The sequence below is a fragment of the Alphaproteobacteria bacterium genome (assembly GCA_017308135.1).
Lineage (GTDB): Bacteria > Pseudomonadota > Alphaproteobacteria > CACIAM-22H2 > CACIAM-22H2 > Tagaea.
Genome location: JAFKFM010000007.1, coordinates 416,968 through 436,817 on the forward strand (window position 1 = coordinate 416,968; position 19,850 = coordinate 436,817).

The following is a 19,850-nucleotide window of genomic DNA, read 5'->3' on the forward strand; positions in this document are numbered from 1 at the left end:
GTTGGCGCTAGGAAAGTGCCCGGCTGTTACACTCCGTCACCGCCTTGAATCGTATCCCGTTGCCCCAATTCGAGCTTATGTATGCCCGCCGCGCGGGCGAAACCGCCGCCGGTAAGCGTTCGACGCGGGCGGTCCGGCCATGCGAAGGTCGGTTCGGGAGCGGTGCCGGTCCGGTGCCGCCAGGCGGGGATTCTCGCGATGGTCGATGCGTTGTACCGCCGCCGGGTGGCGGCGGGGACGCTGTTGTTCGACGAAGGCGACGCGGCCGACTGCGCCTATATCGTCGAACGCGGGCGGGTCGAAATCGCGGCGACGCGCGCCACGGGCAGCGTGGTGCTGACCCGTCTGGGGCCGGGCGAGATTTTCGGGGAAATGGCGCTGGTCGACGGGGCCCCCCGCTCGGCCAGTGCGCGCTGCCTGGACGATTGCGTGTTCGTGGTGGTCGGCCGCGACCAGATCCATCGCGAAATCGCGGGCGCCACGCCGCTGATGTCCATTCTGTTGCGCACGTTGATCCATCGCTTGCGCGTGGCCACGTCGCGCGTGCTGTCGCCGGCGCTGCCGATCGGCGCCGAGGAAACGGCGCGGATCGTCGCGCGCATCGAAGGCGAACACGAATTGCGCCATGCGCTGGAAAACGGCGAGGTCGTCGCTTTCCTTCAGCCGATCGTGGCGCTGGACGGGGCCACCCCGGCGGGCTTCGAAGCCTTGGCGCGCTGGGCCCATCCCACGCGCGGCTTGTTGCCGCCCGCGGCGTTGCTGGGGCCGGCGGCGGAAGCCGATCTGCTCGAAACGCTCGATTTCGCCGTGGCGGGCGCGGCCGCGCGCAAGGTCGCCGGCCTCAACCGCGATCTCGCGGCGGCGGGCCGCGCACCGGCTTTTCTGTCGGCGAATTTCTCGGCGCCGCATTTCGCCGATACGCAGCTCGCCGGGCGGCTTGCGCCGATGCTGGAGGAAGCCGGGCTCCACCCGATACATCTCAAAGTCGAAATCACCGAGACGACGCTGATCGTCAATCCGCATGCGGCGGAAGCCTTGGCGCGCGTCAAGGCGCTGGGTGCGAGCGTCAGCCTCGACGATTTCGGGACGGGGTATTCGGGACTGTCCTATCTGTCGCGCTTTCCGATCGACCACATCAAGATCGACCAGAGCTTCACAAGCCGCTTGGTCGAGGATCGGCGCACCGCCGAGATCGTGCGTTCGGTCGTCGATCTCGCACGGCTGCTCGATATCAGCGCGGTCGCCGAGGGGATCGAAACGCTGACGCAAGCGCAGCTTTTGGCCGAGATGGGCGTGAGCTTCGGCCAAGGCTATTTGTTCGGGGCCCCGGTGCCGGCGGATGCGGCTTGCGCGGCTTTTCTAGCTGCGTAGCACGCCCAGCACGAACACGAATCCCAGCACGAAAATCGCCGCCGCGACGCGCGCATGCACCGACGCCGCCGGCAGCAGCGCGCGAATTCGCAGGATCGGGTCGGTCTGGACTTTCATAGCATCGACGAAACTACACGTCGGACGCGAAACGCGCGCCGTGGGCGAAGGCCGCGCGACGCCGTGTCGCAGGGCGGCACGCCCGCGACCCAGACATGCGGCGCAGGGCGGCCGGCGAGCGTGAATGTCCGATTGGCGGCGGCGCTTTGGCGCGTCACAATGGACATGGGAGACGTCGCCTCATGACCACGCAATTGATCACGCATCCGGCCTGCCTCGATCACGATCCCGGCCCCTACCATCCGGAGAATCCGCGCCGGCTGGAAGCCGTGCTCGCGGCGTTGTCGGAACCCGCTTTCGCGAAGCTCGAGCGCGTTTCGGCGCCGCGCGCCAGCGACGATCAGCTCTGCCTCGTCCATCCGCGCAGCTATGTCGACGGCGTGCTCGGTTCCATTCCGCCGCAGGGCCGCCATCAACTCGACGGCGACACGATCGTCTCGCCGGGCTCGGGCGATGCGGCGCTGCGCGCGGCCGGCGCCGCCGTCGCGGGCGTGGATGCGGTGTGCGAAGGCAAGGCGCGCAACGTGTTTTGCGCCGTGCGGCCGCCGGGGCACCACGCCGAAGCCGATCAGTCGATGGGCTTCTGCCTGTTCAACAACGTCGCGGTGGCGGCGTTGCATGCGCGCGTGAAGCACGGGCTTCGCCGCGTGGCGGTGATCGATTTCGACGTCCATCACGGCAACGGCACGCAGCATATGTTCGAGCGCGACGCCGACCTGCTCTACGCCTCGACCCATGAATGGCCGCTCTATCCCGGCACGGGGGCCGCGCAGGAACAAGGTGTGGCGCACAACATCGTCAACGCGCCGCTCGCCGGCGGCTCGGGCGGCGCCGAATTCCGCGCGGCTTATACGGGCAAGATTCTGCCGGCCCTCGACGCATTCAAGCCGGAACTCGTCATCATCTCCGCCGGGTTCGACGCGCACGAGAACGACCCGCTGGCGGGGCTTCGTTTGCACGAGGACGATTACGCCTGGGTCACGCGCGCGCTGATGGAGATCGCGCGAAAACACGCGCAGGATCGCGTGGTGAGCTGCCTGGAAGGCGGCTACGACCTGGACGCATTGGCCGCATCGAGTGCGGCCCATGTCGAAGCGCTGATGGCCGGTTGATCCGAAATTCCTGCGATATCAAAATCTTAACCGATCCCGGTCAGATTTGCTGCTAGAGTGGCGGCAACAGACCGGGTTCGGGGAATGGCGGACGGTAAAAAACACATCACGCTCGCCTTGCAGGGCGGCGGCGCGCATGGCGCCTTCACGTGGGGCGTGCTCGATCGCTTGCTCGACGACGATCGTCTTCTCGTCGAAGGCATTTCGGGCACGTCGGCGGGGGCGATGAACGGCGCGCTGGTCGTTTGGGGCATGGCGCAAGGCGGGCCCCAGGCCGCGCGCGCGTTGCTGGAGAAATTCTGGCACCGCATCGGCGAGAGCGGGCGCTTCTCGATTTTCCAGCCCACGCCGATGGACCGGCTGTTCGGCAATCCCGCCAATCTCGATCTGTCGCCCTTCTATCAGGGCTTCGATCTGATGACGCGCTTGCTGTCGCCCTATCAGTTCAATCCGCAGAACAAGAATCCGCTGAAGGAAGCGTTGGCGGAGATGATCGACTTCGACAAGGTGCGCGAAGGCGAGGGCGTGAAGCTGTTCATCTCCACCACCAATGTGCGCACGGGCAAAATCCGTGTCTTCCGCAATCACGAGCTGACCGCCGACGTGCTGCTCGCGTCGGCGTGTTTGCCGCATCTGTTCCAAGCGGTCGAGGTCGACGGCGAGCATTACTGGGATGGCGGGTTCATGGGCAATCCCGCGATGTTCCCGCTGATCTATAATTGCCGCGCGTCGGATATTCTGCTGATCGAGATCAACCCGATCCGCATCGAGCAATTGCCCGAAACGTCGCGCGCCATCGCCGACCGCATGAACGCGATCAGCTTCAACGCGACGATGATGCGCGAGATGCGCACCATCGCCTTCGTCACGCGGCTCTTGGAGCGCCATCGCTTGACCGCGCGGTCGGGCTTGCGGCGCATCTTCTTCCACATGGTCCAGGCGGAGGAGGAGATGGCCGCCTTCGGCGTATCGTCGAAATACAATCTCGATTTCGATTTCCTGCTGACCTTGCGCGATCTCGGACGGCGGAAGGCCGACGAATGGCTCAAGGTCAATTTCGATCAGCTCGGCCGCGATTCCTCGGTCGATCTCGAAAAACTGTTCTTCTGACGGTGCGGACATGATCCAGGCCGAACGCACCGTCATCCCCCACGCCGTCAGCGAGCAAAGCCTCGCGACGCTGGAACCCACCGCCACCGTGCTCGAAGCCGCGCGGATGATGGCCTATTTGCGTATCGGCGCGCTGCTGATCGTCGAGGACGACAAGCTCGTCGGCATTTTCTCCGAACGCGACGCGCTGACCCGCGTCGTCGCCAAGGAACTCGATCCCGCGACGACCACGATCGCCGACGCGATGACGCCCGATCCCGTGACGATCGCGCCCGACGCGACCGTGCAGCAAGCGCTCGACATCATGGCCGAGCGCGGCTTCCGCCATTTGCCCGTCGTCGAAGACGGCAAGATCGTCGCCATCGTGTCGATCCGCGATCTCTATCGCTGCGTGAAGGACCAGATGGAAAGCGATCTGCTCCTGCTCGCCGAAACGCTTCTCCAAGGGTGATCCCATGAACGCCGCCGCCGAATTCGATTACGACATGATCGTCATGGGCTCCGGCCCCGCGGGCCAGCGCGCCGCGATCCAGGCCGCCAAGCTCGGCAAGAAGGTCGCGGTGATCGAGCACAAGGCCGTCGTCGGCGGGGCGTGCATCAACACCGGCACGATCCCGTCGAAGACGCTGCGCGAGGCGGTGATGCATCTCTCCGGCTATCGCGAGCGCAACATCTACGGCTCCTCGTATCAGGTAAAGCAGAACATCACGATCGAAGATCTGCTGTTCCGCGCGCAATTCGTGATTCAGGCCGAGCTGGACGTCGTGCGCCATCAGCTTCAGCGCAACGGCGTGGAGATGATCGCCGCCGAAGCGAAATTCGCCGGGCCCGACACGGTGGCGCTGGTGGGCCTCGACGGGCGCGGCCGGCGCGAGGTTCGCGCGCGCCGTATCGTGATCGCGACGGGCACCAACGCCACGCGCTCGGGCCGCATTCCGTTCGATGCGCAGAACATCTTCATTTCCGACGATGTGCTGGGCTTGAAGCGCCTGCCCAAATCGCTGTGCGTGATCGGGGCGGGCGTCATCGGCGCCGAATACGCGACGATTTTCGCAACGCTGGGCGTGCGCGTGACGGTCGTGGACAAGCGCGACCGCCTGCTCGATTTCGTCGACCACGAAATCACCGACGCGCTGGTCTATCAGATGCGCCAGAACCGCGTGACGTTCCGCTTGGGCGAGGAAGTCGAGGGCCTCGAATACACTGAAGACGCCGAGCATGGCGCGCGCGTCAAGGTGAAGCTGCAATCGGGCAAGCAGATCGTCACCGAGAAGGCGCTTTATTCGATCGGCCGCACGGGGGCGACGGGCAATCTCGATCTCGCCCATGCGGGCCTGACCGCCGACGAACGCGGGCGCATCAAGGTCGACGCGCATTACCAGACCGAGGTGAAGGGTATTTACGCCGTCGGCGACGTGATCGGGTTCCCGGCCCTCGCTTCGACCTCGATGGAGCAGGGGCGGCTTGCCGCGTGCCATGCCTTCGGCGTGGATGCGACCTCGGTGCCGGAGCTGTTCCCCTACGGCATCTATACGATCCCGGAGATCAGCACCTGCGGCAAGAACGAGGAAGAGCTGACCGAAGCCGGCGTGCCCTACGAAGTGGGCAAGGCGCGCTATCAGGAAATCGCGCGCGGCCAGATCATCGGCGATAAGACGGGTTTGCTGAAGCTCGTCTTCCACGCCGAAACGCGCCAGCTGCTGGGCGTGCATATCATCGGCGAGGGGGCGTCCGAACTCGTCCATATCGGCCAGGCCGTGATGGCCTTCGATGGCACGGTCGATTACTTCGTGCGGACGGTGTTCAACTATCCCACCCTCGCCGAATGCTACAAAACCGCGGCTTTCGACGGGATCAACCGGCTGGGTTAGGGCTTCTTGCAGGCGGCCGGCGCCTCAGGCTCCTGTTCCGCTTTGTGGACCGCGACGAATAGAGCGTGGACACGGCATAGATATTGGATTTTTTGATCCTTCGATATCGCGCCGCTCGATGCCCGGCTGGCGATAACCGCGCTGAAGAACGGCAAGGCCGCCTTCTCGATTTCGGCGAGGACTTTGGATTGCGCTTCGCCGGATTGGACATTGATTTCGGCGAATGCGATATCGCGTTTTGCCGCGTCATCCCGCGCGTCCGCGTAAGAGCGTCGCGCCCCGCGCAGTTTCACGTCGATCTCCTGCGCGGATTTTTTGATTTCGTCAGTATTGATCGCCGCCGTCGTTCGATCCCGCGCGGCGGCGAGTTCTTTGCGCACGATCGCAACAGCGGGCTCCAGAGTGCCCACATCCTCCGTCGCGGCCGCCGCCAAGAATCGCGATAGACGAATATCCGTGTTTTGCTCCTGGGTATTCACATTGTCGATCTGCGCTTGGATCGCCTTCAAGGGCGACTGATTGACCAAAGCCAACAGGCTCGACGGGCTATCCCGGTCGATCGGCGGTCCGATGATGCCGCCGGATGGGAAATCTCCGCCTTCGGTGCGGGTGAGATCGTTCAAGCTTTGCCGCGCCATTGCGAACTGATCGATCGCCCGCTGCATCACGAACGCCGAAGGGTTGCGGACGTTGCGCGCCGCGTCCGCCACTTCTTGCAGGCCGCGCGGAATGCTACACGAACCATCGTAACGCACCGCGTCGAGCAACGCATGCTGCAACGTGTAGCCGTTTATGTCGCTATCGCGCTGCTGACGGATCTGCTTGAATATGGTCTGTCGTGCGTTATCGATCCCTTCCGAGATCGCTGGCACGGCCAGGCTCATAAAGAAGCTATCCTGGAATTGTGCGCCGACGCCTGCGGAGATGCCGGCGGCGCCCGCCAATGCGCGCGACACGCCGGAATCTGTGAAGATAGCGCCCAATCCGCCGAGGATCGTTGAAGCGCTGCCCGACAGGAACGAAGCGTTCGACTGCACCGTCTGCAGATAAAGCTTGTAGGCATTGCAGCGTTGCTCGGACGCGCGGATCACTTCGTCTTGAATTTCGTTCCGGCGATAGCGAAGCTCGGTCGTAGTCGGTGTTGTTCCATCGGCGGAGCCGCGCGCGAATTCGTCGTAGGCGCGCGCCAAACGTTGCGAGACCGAATAATTCGTTTCGTTGCTCGTCGACGCCAATCTATTGATATCGTCGCGACAAGCCTCAGCAACCCTGTTCGTATCGGCGCCACGGTTTGCGGTAGGGGGCGGGGCGGGCACGACCTTCTCTCCCGCAGCGGGCTGGGGCTTCTCGTTCTCGGCTGCGGCAGCCGGAATGAAGGCACTCAGAATCCATCCGAAGGACGCAGTTTTCGTCGGCGCTGTCGATGCGGGCGTTTGTTGGGGCGTCGTTGATTGCGTCGGCGGCGGTGTATGCTGTGTTCGAGCCGCCTTCGCCAACGGATGCTCGTATCCGGTTATGATCTTGTAGTGAACGCAGTAGTCGCCGCGCGCTATATGGGAAAACAAGTCTACCCGGTCGAGCTTTGGCGGAAGAACCGTGATCGTACCCGCAGGTACGAAGGGCTTCTCGCTGTAGAACTCACCTTCGATCATCGATTTGCCGAGATGGCCGCAGCCGGTGAGCATAGACGACAACGCCAAAATCCCGATCGCGCCCCGGACCAATCGATTCATTTTTTGCCTCCCGGCTTTTAGGTCGTTCAGTGAACGACGAAGCATGGTTGGGATTTGAAATCGCCAATACAAGAGAGATAAATCCTAAAGTCGAATGTTTTCGAAAGTAGTCGGAGTACTGGCGATGACGGCCGCCGAATTTCGAGCGTCCGAAACAAGGTTCGCGGACGGACGATTCCGGCCGCGCGGGGCCAAGCGATCCGAGTTCGCGTATCCGCGTCCGGAACCATCCCCAGGCACCGGAGCCGGGGCGGGCCGCCCGACCCCGTTGCCCTTGCGTTCCGGGGCGCCTATAAACCGGGCATGACGCAAGGGACTCCGGCCGATATCGCCAAACTCTCCTTCGAGGACGCGCTTGCGGAGCTCGAAGGGATCGTGCGCGCGCTCGAACAGGGCAAGGGCAAGCTCGACGAATCCGTCGCCGCTTACGAGCGCGGTGCGGCGTTGAAAAAACATTGCGAGAAGAAGCTCGCCGAGGCCGCCGCACGGATCGAAAAGATCCAGATTTCCGGCGGCGAGGCGAAAGCGACGCCGTTCGACGCGGATCGATGACCGATACGCTGGCCCAAGCGCTGACCGCGACCGCCGCCAAGGTCGAGGCGGCGCTGGACGCGTTTTTGCCCAAGGGCGATGGACTCGAGGCCGATCTGCACGAGGCGATGCGCTATGCGTGCCTGGGCGGGGGCAAGCGCATGCGGCCTTTCCTGGTGCTGGAAACGGCCAAGCTGTTCGCGGTCGACGAAGCCTGCGCGCTGCGCGTCGCCTGCGCGATCGAGTTCGTCCATTGCTATTCCCTCGTCCACGACGATCTGCCCGCAATGGACGACGACGATCTGCGGCGCGGCCGGCCGACCGTGCACAAGGCGTTCGACGAGGCGACCGCGATCCTGGCGGGCGATGCGCTACTCACCAAGGCGTTCGAAGTGCTCGCCCATCCGCTGACCCATGCCGATCCGCTGGTGCGCTCCGATCTCGTGCTCGCCCTCGCCTTGGCGTCGGGGGCCGAGGGCATGGTCGGCGGCCAGCAGATCGACCTCGCCGCCGAGGGCGAAAGCCTCGATATCGGCCAGATCACGCGCCTCCAGCGCCTGAAAACCGGCGCGTTGATCGCCTTCGCGGCGCAATCGGGCGCCATTCTGGGCAAGGCGCCAGCCCATATCCGCCATACCCTCGTCGCATTCGCCCACGATCTTGGCCTCGCGTTCCAGATGGCGGACGACCTGATCGACGTGGAGGGTTCCTCGGTGGATGCGGGCAAGGCGACGGGCAAAGACCAAGCGCGCGGCAAGGCGACTTTCGTGTCGATCCTGGGGCCGGAGCGCGCACGCGCCCAGGCGGCGCTGCTGGCCGAACAAGCGGCCAAGCATCTCGACGTGTTCGACGTGAAGGCCGACAATCTGCGCGCCTTGGCGCGCTGGACCGTGGCGCGCAAATCATGAGCGGGCCCGGGCATAATTCGGGCGAAACGCCCCATCTCGATCGCGCTTGCGACCACGCGCTCTTGCGCAAAATGGACGCGAGCGAGCTGAAGCACGTCGCCGAGGAATTGCGCCGCGAGACGATCGCGGCCGTCGCGGGCACGGGCGGGCATTTGGGGGCGGGGCTTGGCGTCGTCGAACTGACGGTCGCGTTGCATCACGTCTTCGATACGCCGCGCGACCGGCTGATCTGGGACGTGGGTCACCAAGCCTATCCGCACAAGATCCTCACCGGCCGGCGCGATCGCATTTCCACGTTGCGCCAGGGTGGGGGCTTGTCGGGCTTCACCAAGCGCAGCGAAAGCGAATTCGATCCTTTCGGCGCGGCCCATTCGTCGACGTCGATTTCGGCGGCGCTGGGCATGGCCGTCGCGCGCGATTTCAACGGCGACAAGCGTCATTGCATCGCGGTCATCGGCGACGGCTCGATGTCCGCCGGCATGGCCTATGAGGCGATGAACAACGCGGGCGCTATGCGCGCGCGCCTGATCGTCATCTTGAACGACAACAACATGTCGATCGCACCCCCGGTGGGCGCGATGAGTTCCTATCTCTCGCGCCTCATTTCCTCGCGCCCCTATGTGGGCTTGCGCAGCCTGGCGCGCGAAGTGGCGAGCCATTTGCCCAAGCCCTTGTTCCAGGCGGCCGAGCGCGCCGAGGAATTCGCGCGCGGCATGGTCGCGGGCGGCGGCACGCTGTTCGAGGAGATGGGCTTCTATTACGTCGGCCCGATCGACGGCCATAATCTCGACCATTTGCTGCCGATCCTGCGCAATGTGCGCGACAGCCGCGACGACCGGCCCGTGCTGATCCATGTGATCACGCAAAAGGGCAAGGGCCATCCCTTCGGCAAGGAAGCCGAGGATCGCTACCACGCGGTCAACAAGTTCGATCTGCAAGTCGCGAATGACGGCGTTCTCAAAGGTGCGGCCAAGCCCGCCGGCGCCAAGGCGCCGACCTATACGCGCGTCTTCGCCGATGCGCTGATCGACGCGGCCGACAAGGACCCGAAGATCGTCGCGGTGACGGCGGCGATGCCGTCGGGCACGGGCCTCGATCTGTTCGCCAAGAAACACCCGAAGCGCTGCTTCGATGTGGGTATTGCCGAGCAGCACGCGGTCACCTTCGCGGCGGGCATGGCGGCGGACGGGTTGAAGCCGTTCGTGGCGATCTACTCGACCTTCCTGCAACGCGGCTACGACCAAGTCGTGCACGACGTGATGCTGCAATCCCTGCCGGTGCGCTTCGCGCTCGACCGCGCGGGGTTGGTGGGGGCGGACGGCGCGACCCATGCCGGGATCTACGATCTCGCTTATCTCGGCTGCTTGCCCGATTTCGTCGTGATGGCGCCGGGCGACGAAGCCGATTTGGCGCGCATGGTCGCGACATCCGCCGCCTACGACCAAGGCCCGATCGCCGTGCGTTTCCCGCGCGGCGAAGGGATCGGCGTCGCGATGCCCGACGCGGGCGAGACGCTGGCGATCGGCAAGGGCCGCGTGTTGCGCGAAGGGACTGCGGTCGCGATCCTCAATCTCGGCGGTCGCTTGGCTGAATGTCAAAAAGCGTGCGACGCGCTCGCCCAGCAGGGTTTGAGCGCCACGCTCGCCGATATGCGCTTCCTGAAGCCGCTCGATCTCGATCTGGTGCTGCGTCTCGCGCGGTCGCACGAAGTCGTGTTGACGGTGGAGGAAGGCAGCCAAGGCGGTTTCGCCGCCGCCGTGCTGCAAGCTTTGGCGAATGCGGGGGCACTCGATGCGGGCCTTAAAATCCGCGCGCTGACGCTGCCCGATCGCTTGATCGACCACGACACGCCCGAACGCCAATACGCCGAAGCGGGCCTCGATACGCGGTCGATCGCCAACGCGGCGTTGACGGCGCTGGGTCGCGCCGAAAAGCGCGCTTGAAGAAGCGCCTCGACCAATTGCTGGTGGAGCGGGGCTTGGCCGAAAGCCGGGCCAAGGCGCAGGCCGCGATCATGGCGGGCCTCGTCTTCTCGAACGAGAAGCGTCTCGACAAGCCGGGCACGCCGGTTGCCGAGGACATCGCGCTGGAAATGCGCGGCCAGCCGCATCCCTGGGTCAGCCGCGGCGGTTTGAAGCTCGCCCATGCGATCGAGGCGTTCGGCATCGACGTCGCGGGCAAGACCGCCATCGATGTGGGGGCTTCGACCGGCGGCTTCACCGACGTGCTGCTGACCAAGGGGGCCGCGAAGGTCTACGCGGTCGATGTCGGCCACGGGCAGTTGGCGTGGAAGCTGCGCAACGATCCGCGCGTGATCGTGCTCGAAAAGACGAACGCCCGGCATCTGACGGTGGAGATCATCCCCGAAGCGCCCGATATGGTCGTGTGCGACGCGAGTTTCATCGGCCTCGAAACCGTGTTGCCCGCCGCGTTGGCGTTGGCCAAGCCGGGCGCGGTCGTCGTGGCGCTGATCAAGCCGCAATTCGAAGTCGGCAAGGATCGCGTGGGCAAGGGCGGCGTGGTGCGCGAGCCCGAACTTCATACGGAAGTGCGCGCGCGCATCGCGCAATGGCTGCCGCGCATCGGCTGGACCGTGTTCGGCGAGGATGAGAGCCCGATCCAGGGACCCGAAGGCAACCGCGAATTCCTGATCGCGGCGCGCAAGAACGCTTAGTAGAGAACCGCCGCCATCGCGCCCATCAGGCAGGTGGCGAGCGTGCCCGCGACCAGCGATTTGAAGCCGAGCTCGACGATCTCCGGCCGGCGCGCCGGGCACATCGTCGCCATGCCGCCGATCATGATGCCCAGCGACCCGAAATTGGCGAAGCCGCACAGCGCGTAGAGCATGATGAGCCGCGTGCGTTCGGACAATCCAGCACCGCCGTCGCCCGCCAGCGACAGATAGGCGACGAATTCGTTGAGCGCCGTCTTGAGGCCGAGCAATGCTCCCGCTTGCGGGGCTTCTGACCACGGAATGCCCATGAGCCAGCAGATCGGCGCGAAGATCCAGCCCAGCATGCGTTCGATCTTCAACGGCGCGCCGAACGCGTCCGGCAGCAGGCCAAGGCCCGCATTGACCAAGGCGACGAGCGCCACCAGCACGATCAGCATCGCGCAGATGTTGAGCAACAGTTCCAGGCCGGCCGCCGTGCCCTTCACGATCGCGTCCATCGCGCCGTTGGCGACGGGCTCCAGCGGTCCCAATTCGCCCTCGGTCGCACCCGGTGTGGTTTCCGGCACCATGATGCGCGCGATCAGGATCGTCACGGGAGCCGACAGCAGCGACGCGATCAGGATATGCGCGAAGGCGTCGGGCACGATGCGCCCGATCAGTGTGGCGTAAAGCACCATCACCGTGCCGGCGATCGACGCCATGCCGCCGACCATGACGACGAAGAGTTCGGCGCGCGTGAGTTTCGCCAGATACGGGCGGATGAACAACGGCGCTTCGACCATGCCGACGAAAACGTTCGCGGCGGTCGACAGGCCCACGGCCCCACCCACGCCCATCGTGCGGCGCAAGGCCCAGGCGATGGCGCGCACGATCGCGGGCATCACGCCCCAATGGAACAGCACGGTCGTCAGCGCCGAGACGACCAGCACGATCGGCAAAGCCTGGATCGCCAAGACGAACGAGGCGCCCGGGAATTTCTCGTCGAACGGCAAGGGGCCGCCGCCGAGATAGCCGAAGACCAGGGTGGTCCCTGCGCGCGTCGCGTCCGCGATCGCTTGGACGGGCGCGTTCAGCAGCCCGATCGTCGTGGCGACGTAAGGCAGTTTCAGGAACAACGCCGCGCAGACGAACGACACGGCAAGGCCCAGCAACGCCGCGCGCAGGCTCACATGGCGGCGATTTTCGGCCAGCGTCCAGGCGATACCCAGAATCGCGAACATGCCGATAAACGCTTGCAGCCGGTCCATCGCGTTATTCCTTGGGAGCCGTTTCCGCCGGCGGCCAATGGCGCCTTATCGCCTCGAACACGAGGCGCGGCTTGGTGTCGAGTCCGGCGCCGAGAATGGTGAAGCCGGGCTTCGTGCCCGGGCGGCGGACGATCAGATCGCCCATCCAGCGATTGCCGAGCTTGAGCTTCGAATAGGTCTCGGGATCGACATAGACGTCGAGGCGCCCGCCGCCGAGCGCGCGGATGCCCGTGCCGAGCGCCAATTCCTCGATCTTGTCCCAACCGAGCGGCGCATCGGAAACGCCGGGCATTTCGAGCCCGTCTTTGCCGACGACGATCTTGGGCGTGTCGTCGCGGAATTGCTGCCCCATCAGCACGCCCCAGAACGCCGCGATGGCGAGGAACAACAGCGCCGCGCCCAGCGTTTCGCCTTGTTGCCAGGCTTGCCAGGTGACGGCGACGGCGAGGCCGAACACGCCCGACGCGAAAAGGAGATTGAGACCCGCCATGCGCCGCGACCGGCGTACGATCAAAGTCTTCAGATCGAGCGCCACGGAATCAGCCGCATTGCGCGCGGTGGCGCAGCTTATGATCGGCGAGCACGCAGGCCATCATCGCTTCGCCGACGGGCACGGCGCGAATACCCACGCACGGATCGTGGCGGCCTTTGGTGACGATTTCCGTCTCGTTGCCGTCGATATCGATCGTGCGGCGCGGCGACAGGATCGACGAGGTCGGCTTCACCGCGAAACGCACGACGACCGGCTGACCGGTGGAAATACCGCCCAGAATGCCGCCCGCGTGGTTCGACAGGAAGGTCGGGCCCGCGTTACCGCTGCGCATCTCGTCGGCATTGGCTTCGCCCGACAATTCGGCGGCGGCGAAACCGTCGCCGATTTCCACGCCCTTCACGGCGTTGATGCCCATCATCGCGGCGGCGAGATCGGAGTCGAGCTTGCCGTAGATCGGCGCCCCCCAGCCGGCGGGCACGCCGTCGGCGACCACTTCGATCACGGCGCCGGCGGACGATCCCGCCTTGCGCGTCGCGTCGAGAAATTCTTCCCATTTCGCGGCCATGGCGCGATCGGGACACCAGAAGGGATTTTCGGCGCAAGCCGACCAGTCCCATTTCGCGCGGTCGATCTTGTGCGGGCCGATCTGCACGACCGCGCCCCTTATCGTCACGCCATCGCCCAGCACGCGGCGCGCGACCGCACCGGCGGCGACGCGCGCCGCCGTCTCGCGCGCGGACGAACGCCCGCCGCCGCGATAATCGCGAATGCCGTATTTCGCCCAATAGGTGTAGTCGGCGTGACCGGGGCGGAACTTCGCCGCGATCTCGGAATAGTCCTTGGAGCGCTGATCCTCGTTGCGGATCATCAACGATAGCGACGTGCCGGTCGTCATTCCGTCGAACACGCCCGACAGGATCTCGACCGTGTCGGACTCGCGGCGTTGCGTGACGAAGCGCGACGTGCCCGGCTTGCGCTTGTCGAGGAAGCCTTGAATGAAGGCTTCGTCCAGCGCCAATCGCGGCGGCACGCCGTCGACGACGGCGCCCAGCGCCGGGCCATGGCTTTCGCCCCAGGTCGTAACCCGGAACAGCGTGCCGAAGGAATTGGCGCTCATGCGCCCTTGTTCTTGAAGCCGGCGAGCAGATCGGAAAGCTCGCCCGCCGATTCCGTCGCCATCATGCCGACGACGTGATAGCCGCTATCGACGTGCAGAACCTCGCCGGTGACGCCCGAGCCGAGTTCCGACAGCAGATAAAGCGCCGAACCGCCGACGTCTTCGATCGTCGTGCCCCGGCGCAGCGGCGCGTTCAGCTCGTTCCATTTTTGGATGTAGCGGAAATCGCCGATGCCCGACGCCGCGAGCGTGCGGATCGGGCCGGCCGAGATCGCGTTGACGCGGATATTCTCCGGCCCCAGATCGGCGGCCAGCGCGCGCACCGAGGCTTCGAGGGCGGCCTTCGCGACACCCATCACGTTGTAATGCGGGATGATGCGTTCGGCGCCGATATAGGAAAGCGTCAGCATCGCGCCGCCTTCTTTCATCATCGGGCGCGCGCGGCGCGCCACGTCCGTGAACGAGAACACCGAGATGTCCATCGAGTTCAGGAAGTTCTCGCGCGTCGTGTCGACGTATTTGCCCTTCAGCTGGTCCTTGTCGGAATAGGCGATGGCATGGACGACGAAGTCCAGCTTGCCCCAGCGCTTGGCGATCTCGTCGAACGCCTTGTCGAGCGACGCCGTGTCGGTGACGTCGGCCGAGATCAGAAAATCCGAGCCGAGCTGTGCGGCCAAGGGCCGCACGCGCTTTTCCAGCGCCTCGCCCTGATAGGTGAAGGCGATTTCGGCGCCGTGTTCGACCACCGCCTTGGAGATGCCCCAGGCGATAGAGCGATCATTGGCCACACCCATGATGAGGCCGCGTTTGCCCTGCAACAGGGCTTTGGATTCCGACATGCGTTTCTAAGTCCGCGTTTCGACTGGCGAATTGGCCGGCATCCTACACGAAAGTCCGGGTCAGGCAACGCCGGGATGGCCGGATTATGTGCGGAGCAGCAAAAAACCCGGCCCCGCCTGGGGGCGGGACCGGGTCCGATTTCGCGCGATGGGCCGGAAGGTTAGTTGACGACCTTCCAGCTGCCGTCCTGTTGGCGGCAGGCGGTGCCATAGGCCTGTTCCTGCTTGCCGCCGACGGTGACGGTCGTCTGGTATTCGCGGCATTGGTTGCCGGCCTGATCGCGGCCTTCGCGGGTCGGCGTCACGGTGCCCGAATTGCCCGAATCCGGATTGCTCCAGCTGATGCGCTGGCCGACCGGGGCGGTCTGCGCGGCCGTTTCGGCGCGCTGCATATGGGCCTGATCGGCCTTGTCGAGCGATTTGCCGACCTCGCGCCCCAGGAACGCGCCAGCCAGCGTGCCGACGGCGACGCCGACGAGCTGGCCGCGGCCGCCGCCGAATTGCGAGCCAAGCACCGCGCCGCCGATACCGCCCAGCACGGTGCCGACATTTTCCTTTTGCCCGCCTTCCGCGCAGGCGGCGAGCGAGAGGGCGATGGCGCCGACGGCGAAAATCTTGATCCCACGCATTTTTCCGTCCTCCTTCGACGGTTCGACGGGTTGCGAAATTCCGTCCTGAAACGATAACGATTCCCGTTCGCAGTCTATTCCAAACACGGTCTTGGTCGAAGCGTTGGCTGGGTCTATTTAGGGGCCATGGAAAGCGAATCCCAGTCCCCGTCCGAACTCGATCCGGCCGTCGATCCTGTCGCACGTTTTGCGGCGTGGCTCAACGAAGCGCGCGCGAAGGAAATCAACGATCCCGAAGCGATGGCCGTCGCGACGGTGGGTCAGGATGGCATGCCCAGCCTGCGGATGGTGCTGCTGAAAGATTTCGATACACGCGGCTTCGTTTTCTACACGAATTTCGAAAGCAAGAAGGGCACGCAGCTTCTGGCGCATCGCAAGGCGGCGCTGCTGTTCCATTGGAAGTCGCTGCGCCGCCAAGTGCGCATCGAAGGCGATGTGGAAATCGTGACGGAAGCGGAGGCCGACGCGTATTTCGCCTCGCGCCCGCGCGGCAGCCAGATCGGCGCGTGGGCCTCGCAGCAATCGCGGCCGATGGAAGGGCGCTTCACGCTCGAGCGGCGCGTCGCCGAGTACACGCTGAAATTCGGGCTGGGCGCGGTGCCGCGCCCGCCGTATTGGTCGGGTTTCCGCGTGAAGCCCGTCACGATCGAATTCTGGCACGACCGGCCGTTCCGCTTGCACGAGCGGCTGGTGCATCGGCGCGACGGCGACAAATGGCGCACGGAGCGTCAATTCCCGTGACCGCGCCGGCCGCAACCGTATTGCCCGAGGAACGCGGCGCGCTGATGCGCCGCGCGACCTATGCCTCGGTCGCGGTCGCCAGCCTTCTGATCGTCGCGAAGACCGGCGCCTGGGCGATCACGGATTCCGTGTCGGTACTGTCGAGCCTGCTCGACTCTTTGCTCGATGCGGCGGCTTCGCTCGTGAATTTGTTCGCGGTGCGCCATGCGCTCGCCCCCGCCGACGCCGAACATCGCTTCGGCCACGGCAAGGCGGAAGCGCTGGCCGGTCTCGCCCAGGCCGCGTTCATCGGCGGCTCCGCGCTGCTGCTGCTGTCGGAGGCCGTGCATCGCTTGTGGACGCCCGTGCCGGTGACAAGCGGCGAGGTCGGCATCGCCGTCATGGCGTTGTCGATGGTGCTGACCTTCGCGCTGGTCCGCTATCAGATATACGTGGTGACGCGGACCGGTTCGCTGGCCGTGGGTGCCGATCGATTGCACTACGCGTCCGACTTTCTGCTGAACGGCGCGGTCATCGTGTCGCTGCTCGCCTCGATGGTGTTCCGGATCGATATCCTCGATCCGCTCGCGGGACTTGCGATCGGCGCCTATATTCTGTGGGGGGCGGCGAAGATAGGGCGCGACGCGCTCGATCACCTGATGGATCGCGAATTGCCCGAGGAAACGCGCGAAAAAATCATCGCGATCGCGCGCGCCAATCCGCTGATTTTGGACGTCCATGATCTGCGCACGCGCGCGGTCGGGCCCAATATCTCGGTGCAGATGCATCTGGAAATCGACGGCAACCTCACGCTCCACCAGGCGCATGGGGCGGCGGACGCGGTGGAGGAGGCGGTGATGGCCGCCTTCCCGGGATCGGACGTGATCGTCCATATGGATCCCGCCGGCATCGTCGAAAACCGCCGCGACGCGCATTGATGGGCGCGAGGGGGAGCGGGACGATGGGCCAGGACCGCGCGATCGCGATCCTCGCCGATCCCGCGACGCATGGCGGCGAGACGCCGGTTCGGATCGATACGCATATCTCCGCCGTGTTCTTGACCCAAGCGCACGCCTACAAGCTCAAACGCGCGGTCAAATTCCCGTTCCTCGATTTCTCGACGTGCGGATTGCGCGAAAAAATGTGCTGTGCCGAGATCGCCGTGAACCGCGCTTGGGCGCCGGATCTCTATCTCGGCGTCGAGAAAGTCACCGAAGCCGGGATCGGCGGATCGGGCGACGCGCTCGATTGGATCGTGGTCATGCGCCGCTTCGACGGGGCCGGATTGTGGGATGCGCGCGCGCAGCGCGGCGATCTGAACGGGCGCGACATGCGCTTGCTGGCCGATGTTTTGGCGCGCGTGCATGACGTGGCGGCGAGCGTTTCGTCGCATGGCGGCACCGATGATCTGCGCTGGGTCGAGGACGGCGACGCCGAAGACCTCGCCAAGCTGTTCGACAAAGGTGCTGTCGAAGCGCTCGATCGCGCGACGCGCCAAGAAATCGCACAACATCGCCGCTTGATCGAAACGCGCCGCGCGAGCGGGGCGGTGCGGCGCTGTCACGGCGACATGCATTTGCGCAATATCTGCACGATCGACGGCGCCCCCGTGCCTTTCGACGGGATCGAGTTCGACGATCGCGTGTCGTGTATCGACACGCTCTACGATCTCGCTTTTCCGATTTTCGATTTGATCCGCATCGGGCGGCGCGATCTCGCCAACGCGGTGTTCGCGCGCTACCTGCAACGCCGGCCCGACGAGGCGGGCCTCGCCCTGATGCCGCTGTTCTTGTCGCTGCGCGCGGCCATCGCGGCCAAGACGCGCGGCTTTTCCGCCGCCAATCAGAAAGACGAAACGCGCGCGCGCGACGAACATGACATCGCCGCCCATTGTTTCGCACTGGCGCGGTCGTTCCTGGCGGAACGGCCGAAACCGATCCTTGCCGCCGTCGGCGGCCTGTCGGGGTCGGGCAAATCGGCGGTCGCGTCGGGGATCGCGCCGCGTATCGGCGTGGCGCCGGGGGCCGTCATCCTGCGCACGGACGTGGAGCGCAAGCGCTTGGCCGGCGTGGAGCCCGAAGAGAAGCTGCCGCCGGAGAGCTATACGCGCGAAGCCAGCCGCGCGGTCTATGAGAGTTTGTATACGCGCGCGCGCGCGGCCCTCGCTTCCGGGCATTCGGTGGTCGTCGATGCGGTTTTCGCCGACCCGGCGGAGCGGCATACGATGCGCGACATCGCCCGTGCGGCCGGTGTAGAATTCCAAGGTCTGTGGCTCGATTGTCCGGCGCAAACGCGGCTCGCCCGCGTCGCCGGACGGACGGACGACGCGTCGGATGCCGGTGTCGCCGTGGCGGCCGGGCAGAATTCGCGCGAGTTGGGGGAGATCGATTGGCGGCATCTCGATGCCGCCGCCGCGCCGGCGCAAGTAATTTCCGAGGCATGCCGCGCGGTTGATGCAGGTCAATCCCAACCCGATATCTAGGGTGTAATCTCCTTCGTGAAATGGAGGTCGCTATGGGCTTCAAGGTCGTACTCGTTCCGCTGTCCGGTTCCACTGCCGACGAACGCGCGCTGGCGACAGCCGCCGCCGTCGCGCGCAAATTCGGCGCGCGCGTCGAAGCGTTGCACGCCGCGGGCGATCCGCGCGACGCGGTTCCCTTCGTGGGCGAGGGTGCTTCGGGCGCGCTGGTCGAACAGATCGTCGGCGCGGCCGAAAAGGATCTGAAGCGCCGCGCCGAGACCGCGCGCGCGACCTACGCCGCGTGGAGCAAAGCCGCCGGCGTCGATAGCGAACTCATCGAGCCCGAGGGTTCGGAGGAAGATGCGATCGCGCGCTACGGTCGTTTCGCCGATTTGATCGTGCTGCCGCGCCCGTCGGAGGACGACCAGATCGCCTCGACCGTCGCGTTCGAAACGGCGCTGCTGGAAACCGGCCGTCCCGTCATGGTGGCGCCGCTGTCGGGCGAGGTTTCGTTCGACGGGCCCGTCGCCTTCGCCTGGAACGGCAGCCGCGAAGCCGCGCGCGCGCTGGGGGCGGGCATGCAGTTCCTCAAAGGGGCCAGCAAAGTCGTCGCGATCGTCGCGGGCATCAAGGTGGCGGAAAACGATCAAGCGCCGCTCGAAGCCTATATGGCGAGCCACGGGCTGAAGATCGACATCGCGCGCGCCGACGTGCCGACGATCCAGGCGGGCCCGCATGTGCTCGCGGAATCGGTCAAGGCGGGCTGCGGCCTGCTGGTGATGGGCGCCTATACGCATAGCCGCTTGCGCCAGCTCGTGTTCGGCGGCGTCACGCGTCACGTTTTGCAGAACGCCACATTGCCGGTGCTGATGGCGCATTAACACCGCGTCGCGAACGGCACCGGCAAGCCCGCCGGG

General features: G+C 65.4%; 19 protein-coding genes. 13 read left to right on the forward strand and 6 right to left on the reverse strand.

The window, feature by feature from the left end:
* Window positions 1-198 precede the first annotated feature (198 nt).
* The 5 genes from J0H39_06430 to sthA all read left to right on the forward strand — a co-directional run bounded on the left by J0H39_06430 (window position 199) and on the right by sthA (window position 5,581).
* Window positions 199-1,371, forward strand: coding sequence for an EAL domain-containing protein (locus J0H39_06430; protein ID MBN9496371.1), 1,173 nt, complete (start codon window positions 199-201; stop codon window positions 1,369-1,371).
* Window positions 1,372-1,670: 299 nt separating this feature from the next.
* Complete coding sequence (locus J0H39_06435) at window positions 1,671-2,600, forward strand: histone deacetylase family protein (protein ID MBN9496372.1); 930 nt, start codon at window positions 1,671-1,673, stop codon at window positions 2,598-2,600.
* Between the two features lie 84 nt (window positions 2,601-2,684).
* On the forward strand, window positions 2,685-3,710 hold the full coding sequence (locus J0H39_06440) for a patatin-like phospholipase family protein (protein ID MBN9496373.1): 1,026 nt from the start codon (window positions 2,685-2,687) through the stop codon (window positions 3,708-3,710).
* Window positions 3,711-3,720: 10 nt separating this feature from the next.
* The gene (locus J0H39_06445; GenBank protein ID MBN9496374.1) at window positions 3,721-4,161 is read left to right on the forward strand and encodes a CBS domain-containing protein; all 441 of its coding nucleotides are present in this window, start codon (window positions 3,721-3,723) and stop codon (window positions 4,159-4,161) included.
* A 4-nt stretch (window positions 4,162-4,165) separates the two neighbouring features.
* Window positions 4,166-5,581, forward strand: coding sequence for a Si-specific NAD(P)(+) transhydrogenase (gene sthA / locus J0H39_06450; protein MBN9496375.1), 1,416 nt, complete (start codon window positions 4,166-4,168; stop codon window positions 5,579-5,581).
* Here sthA and J0H39_06455 read toward each other — a convergent pair.
* On the reverse strand, window positions 5,578-7,314 hold the full coding sequence (locus J0H39_06455) for a hypothetical protein (protein MBN9496376.1): 1,737 nt from the start codon (window positions 7,312-7,314) through the stop codon (window positions 5,578-5,580). The genes sthA and J0H39_06455 overlap by 4 nt on opposite strands.
* 303 nt (window positions 7,315-7,617) lie before the next feature.
* Between J0H39_06455 and J0H39_06460 the strand changes: the two genes are divergently transcribed.
* From J0H39_06460 to J0H39_06475, 4 genes are read left to right on the forward strand one after another with little or no spacing between them, the layout of a single operon-like run.
* Window positions 7,618-7,866 (forward strand): exodeoxyribonuclease VII small subunit, encoded by a 249-nt coding sequence (locus J0H39_06460; GenBank protein ID MBN9496377.1) that lies wholly within the window; start codon window positions 7,618-7,620, stop codon window positions 7,864-7,866.
* Window positions 7,863-8,753 carry a polyprenyl synthetase family protein gene (locus J0H39_06465; protein MBN9496378.1) on the forward strand — a complete coding sequence of 297 codons (891 nt, stop codon included), beginning with the start codon at window positions 7,863-7,865 and terminating at the stop codon, window positions 8,751-8,753. The genes J0H39_06460 and J0H39_06465 overlap by 4 nt, the downstream gene beginning before the upstream one ends.
* Window positions 8,750-10,696 carry a 1-deoxy-D-xylulose-5-phosphate synthase gene (locus tag J0H39_06470; GenBank protein ID MBN9496379.1) on the forward strand — a complete coding sequence of 649 codons (1,947 nt, stop codon included), beginning with the start codon at window positions 8,750-8,752 and terminating at the stop codon, window positions 10,694-10,696. Before J0H39_06465 ends, J0H39_06470 begins: the two co-directional genes overlap by 4 nt.
* 17 nt (window positions 10,697-10,713) lie before the next feature.
* On the forward strand, window positions 10,714-11,427 hold the full coding sequence (locus J0H39_06475; GenBank protein MBN9496380.1) for a TlyA family RNA methyltransferase: 714 nt from the start codon (window positions 10,714-10,716) through the stop codon (window positions 11,425-11,427).
* On the opposite strand, the gene J0H39_06480 is transcribed toward J0H39_06475, so the two are convergent.
* From J0H39_06480 to J0H39_06500, 5 genes are all read right to left on the reverse strand, one after another.
* Window positions 11,424-12,674, reverse strand: coding sequence for a nucleoside:proton symporter (locus J0H39_06480; protein ID MBN9496381.1), 1,251 nt, complete (start codon window positions 12,672-12,674; stop codon window positions 11,424-11,426). The genes J0H39_06475 and J0H39_06480 overlap by 4 nt on opposite strands.
* 4 nt (window positions 12,675-12,678) lie before the next feature.
* Window positions 12,679-13,209, reverse strand: coding sequence for a hypothetical protein (locus J0H39_06485; protein ID MBN9496382.1), 531 nt, complete (start codon window positions 13,207-13,209; stop codon window positions 12,679-12,681).
* Between the two features lie 4 nt (window positions 13,210-13,213).
* The gene (gene aroC / locus J0H39_06490) at window positions 13,214-14,284 is read right to left on the reverse strand and encodes a chorismate synthase (GenBank protein MBN9496383.1); all 1,071 of its coding nucleotides are present in this window, start codon (window positions 14,282-14,284) and stop codon (window positions 13,214-13,216) included.
* Entirely contained in the window at window positions 14,281-15,123 is an 843-nt protein-coding gene (gene fabI / locus J0H39_06495; GenBank protein ID MBN9496384.1) for an enoyl-ACP reductase FabI, read from the reverse strand. The genes aroC and fabI overlap by 4 nt, the downstream gene beginning before the upstream one ends.
* Window positions 15,124-15,284: 161 nt before the next feature.
* Window positions 15,285-15,752 carry a glycine zipper 2TM domain-containing protein gene (locus J0H39_06500; protein MBN9496385.1) on the reverse strand — a complete coding sequence of 156 codons (468 nt, stop codon included), beginning with the start codon at window positions 15,750-15,752 and terminating at the stop codon, window positions 15,285-15,287.
* Window positions 15,753-15,878: 126 nt separating this feature from the next.
* Here J0H39_06500 and pdxH point away from each other — a divergent pair, with 126 nt between their 5' ends.
* Genes pdxH through J0H39_06520 form a run of 4 tightly spaced genes read left to right on the forward strand, consistent with a single transcriptional unit; the run spans window position 15,879 to window position 19,814 of the window.
* Complete coding sequence (gene pdxH, locus J0H39_06505) at window positions 15,879-16,493, forward strand: pyridoxamine 5'-phosphate oxidase (protein MBN9496386.1); 615 nt, start codon at window positions 15,879-15,881, stop codon at window positions 16,491-16,493.
* Window positions 16,466-17,410 carry a cation diffusion facilitator family transporter gene (locus J0H39_06510; GenBank protein ID MBN9496387.1) on the forward strand — a complete coding sequence of 315 codons (945 nt, stop codon included), beginning with the start codon at window positions 16,466-16,468 and terminating at the stop codon, window positions 17,408-17,410. Before pdxH ends, J0H39_06510 begins: the two co-directional genes overlap by 28 nt.
* Window positions 17,411-17,433: 23 nt before the next feature.
* Window positions 17,434-18,954, forward strand: coding sequence for an AAA family ATPase (locus tag J0H39_06515; GenBank protein MBN9496388.1), 1,521 nt, complete (start codon window positions 17,434-17,436; stop codon window positions 18,952-18,954).
* 32 nt (window positions 18,955-18,986) lie between these two features.
* On the forward strand, window positions 18,987-19,814 hold the full coding sequence (locus J0H39_06520; GenBank protein MBN9496389.1) for a universal stress protein: 828 nt from the start codon (window positions 18,987-18,989) through the stop codon (window positions 19,812-19,814).
* Window positions 19,815-19,850 lie beyond the last annotated feature (36 nt).

Bases quoted from the DNA above. Each gene is read 5' to 3' on its own strand.
- J0H39_06430 (MBN9496371.1), top strand. From the start codon at position 199: ATGGTCGATGCGTTGTACCGCCGCCGGGTGGCGGCGGGGACGCTGTTG.
- J0H39_06435 (MBN9496372.1), top strand. From the start codon at position 1,671: ATGACCACGCAATTGATCACGCATCCGGCCTGCCTCGATCACGATCCC.
- J0H39_06440 (MBN9496373.1), top strand. From the start codon at position 2,685: ATGGCGGACGGTAAAAAACACATCACGCTCGCCTTGCAGGGCGGCGGC.
- J0H39_06445 (MBN9496374.1), top strand. From the start codon at position 3,721: ATGATCCAGGCCGAACGCACCGTCATCCCCCACGCCGTCAGCGAGCAA.
- sthA (MBN9496375.1), top strand. From the start codon at position 4,166: ATGAACGCCGCCGCCGAATTCGATTACGACATGATCGTCATGGGCTCC.
- J0H39_06455 (MBN9496376.1), bottom strand. From the start codon at position 7,314: ATGAATCGATTGGTCCGGGGCGCGATCGGGATTTTGGCGTTGTCGTCT.
- J0H39_06460 (MBN9496377.1), top strand. From the start codon at position 7,618: ATGACGCAAGGGACTCCGGCCGATATCGCCAAACTCTCCTTCGAGGAC.
- J0H39_06465 (MBN9496378.1), top strand. From the start codon at position 7,863: ATGACCGATACGCTGGCCCAAGCGCTGACCGCGACCGCCGCCAAGGTC.
- J0H39_06470 (MBN9496379.1), top strand. From the start codon at position 8,750: ATGAGCGGGCCCGGGCATAATTCGGGCGAAACGCCCCATCTCGATCGC.
- J0H39_06480 (MBN9496381.1), bottom strand. From the start codon at position 12,674: ATGGACCGGCTGCAAGCGTTTATCGGCATGTTCGCGATTCTGGGTATC.
- aroC (MBN9496383.1), bottom strand. From the start codon at position 14,284: ATGAGCGCCAATTCCTTCGGCACGCTGTTCCGGGTTACGACCTGGGGC.
- fabI (MBN9496384.1), bottom strand. From the start codon at position 15,123: ATGTCGGAATCCAAAGCCCTGTTGCAGGGCAAACGCGGCCTCATCATG.
- J0H39_06500 (MBN9496385.1), bottom strand. From the start codon at position 15,752: ATGCGTGGGATCAAGATTTTCGCCGTCGGCGCCATCGCCCTCTCGCTC.
- pdxH (MBN9496386.1), top strand. From the start codon at position 15,879: ATGGAAAGCGAATCCCAGTCCCCGTCCGAACTCGATCCGGCCGTCGAT.
- J0H39_06510 (MBN9496387.1), top strand. From the start codon at position 16,466: ATGGCGCACGGAGCGTCAATTCCCGTGACCGCGCCGGCCGCAACCGTA.
- J0H39_06515 (MBN9496388.1), top strand. From the start codon at position 17,434: ATGGGCCAGGACCGCGCGATCGCGATCCTCGCCGATCCCGCGACGCAT.
- J0H39_06520 (MBN9496389.1), top strand. From the start codon at position 18,987: ATGGGCTTCAAGGTCGTACTCGTTCCGCTGTCCGGTTCCACTGCCGAC.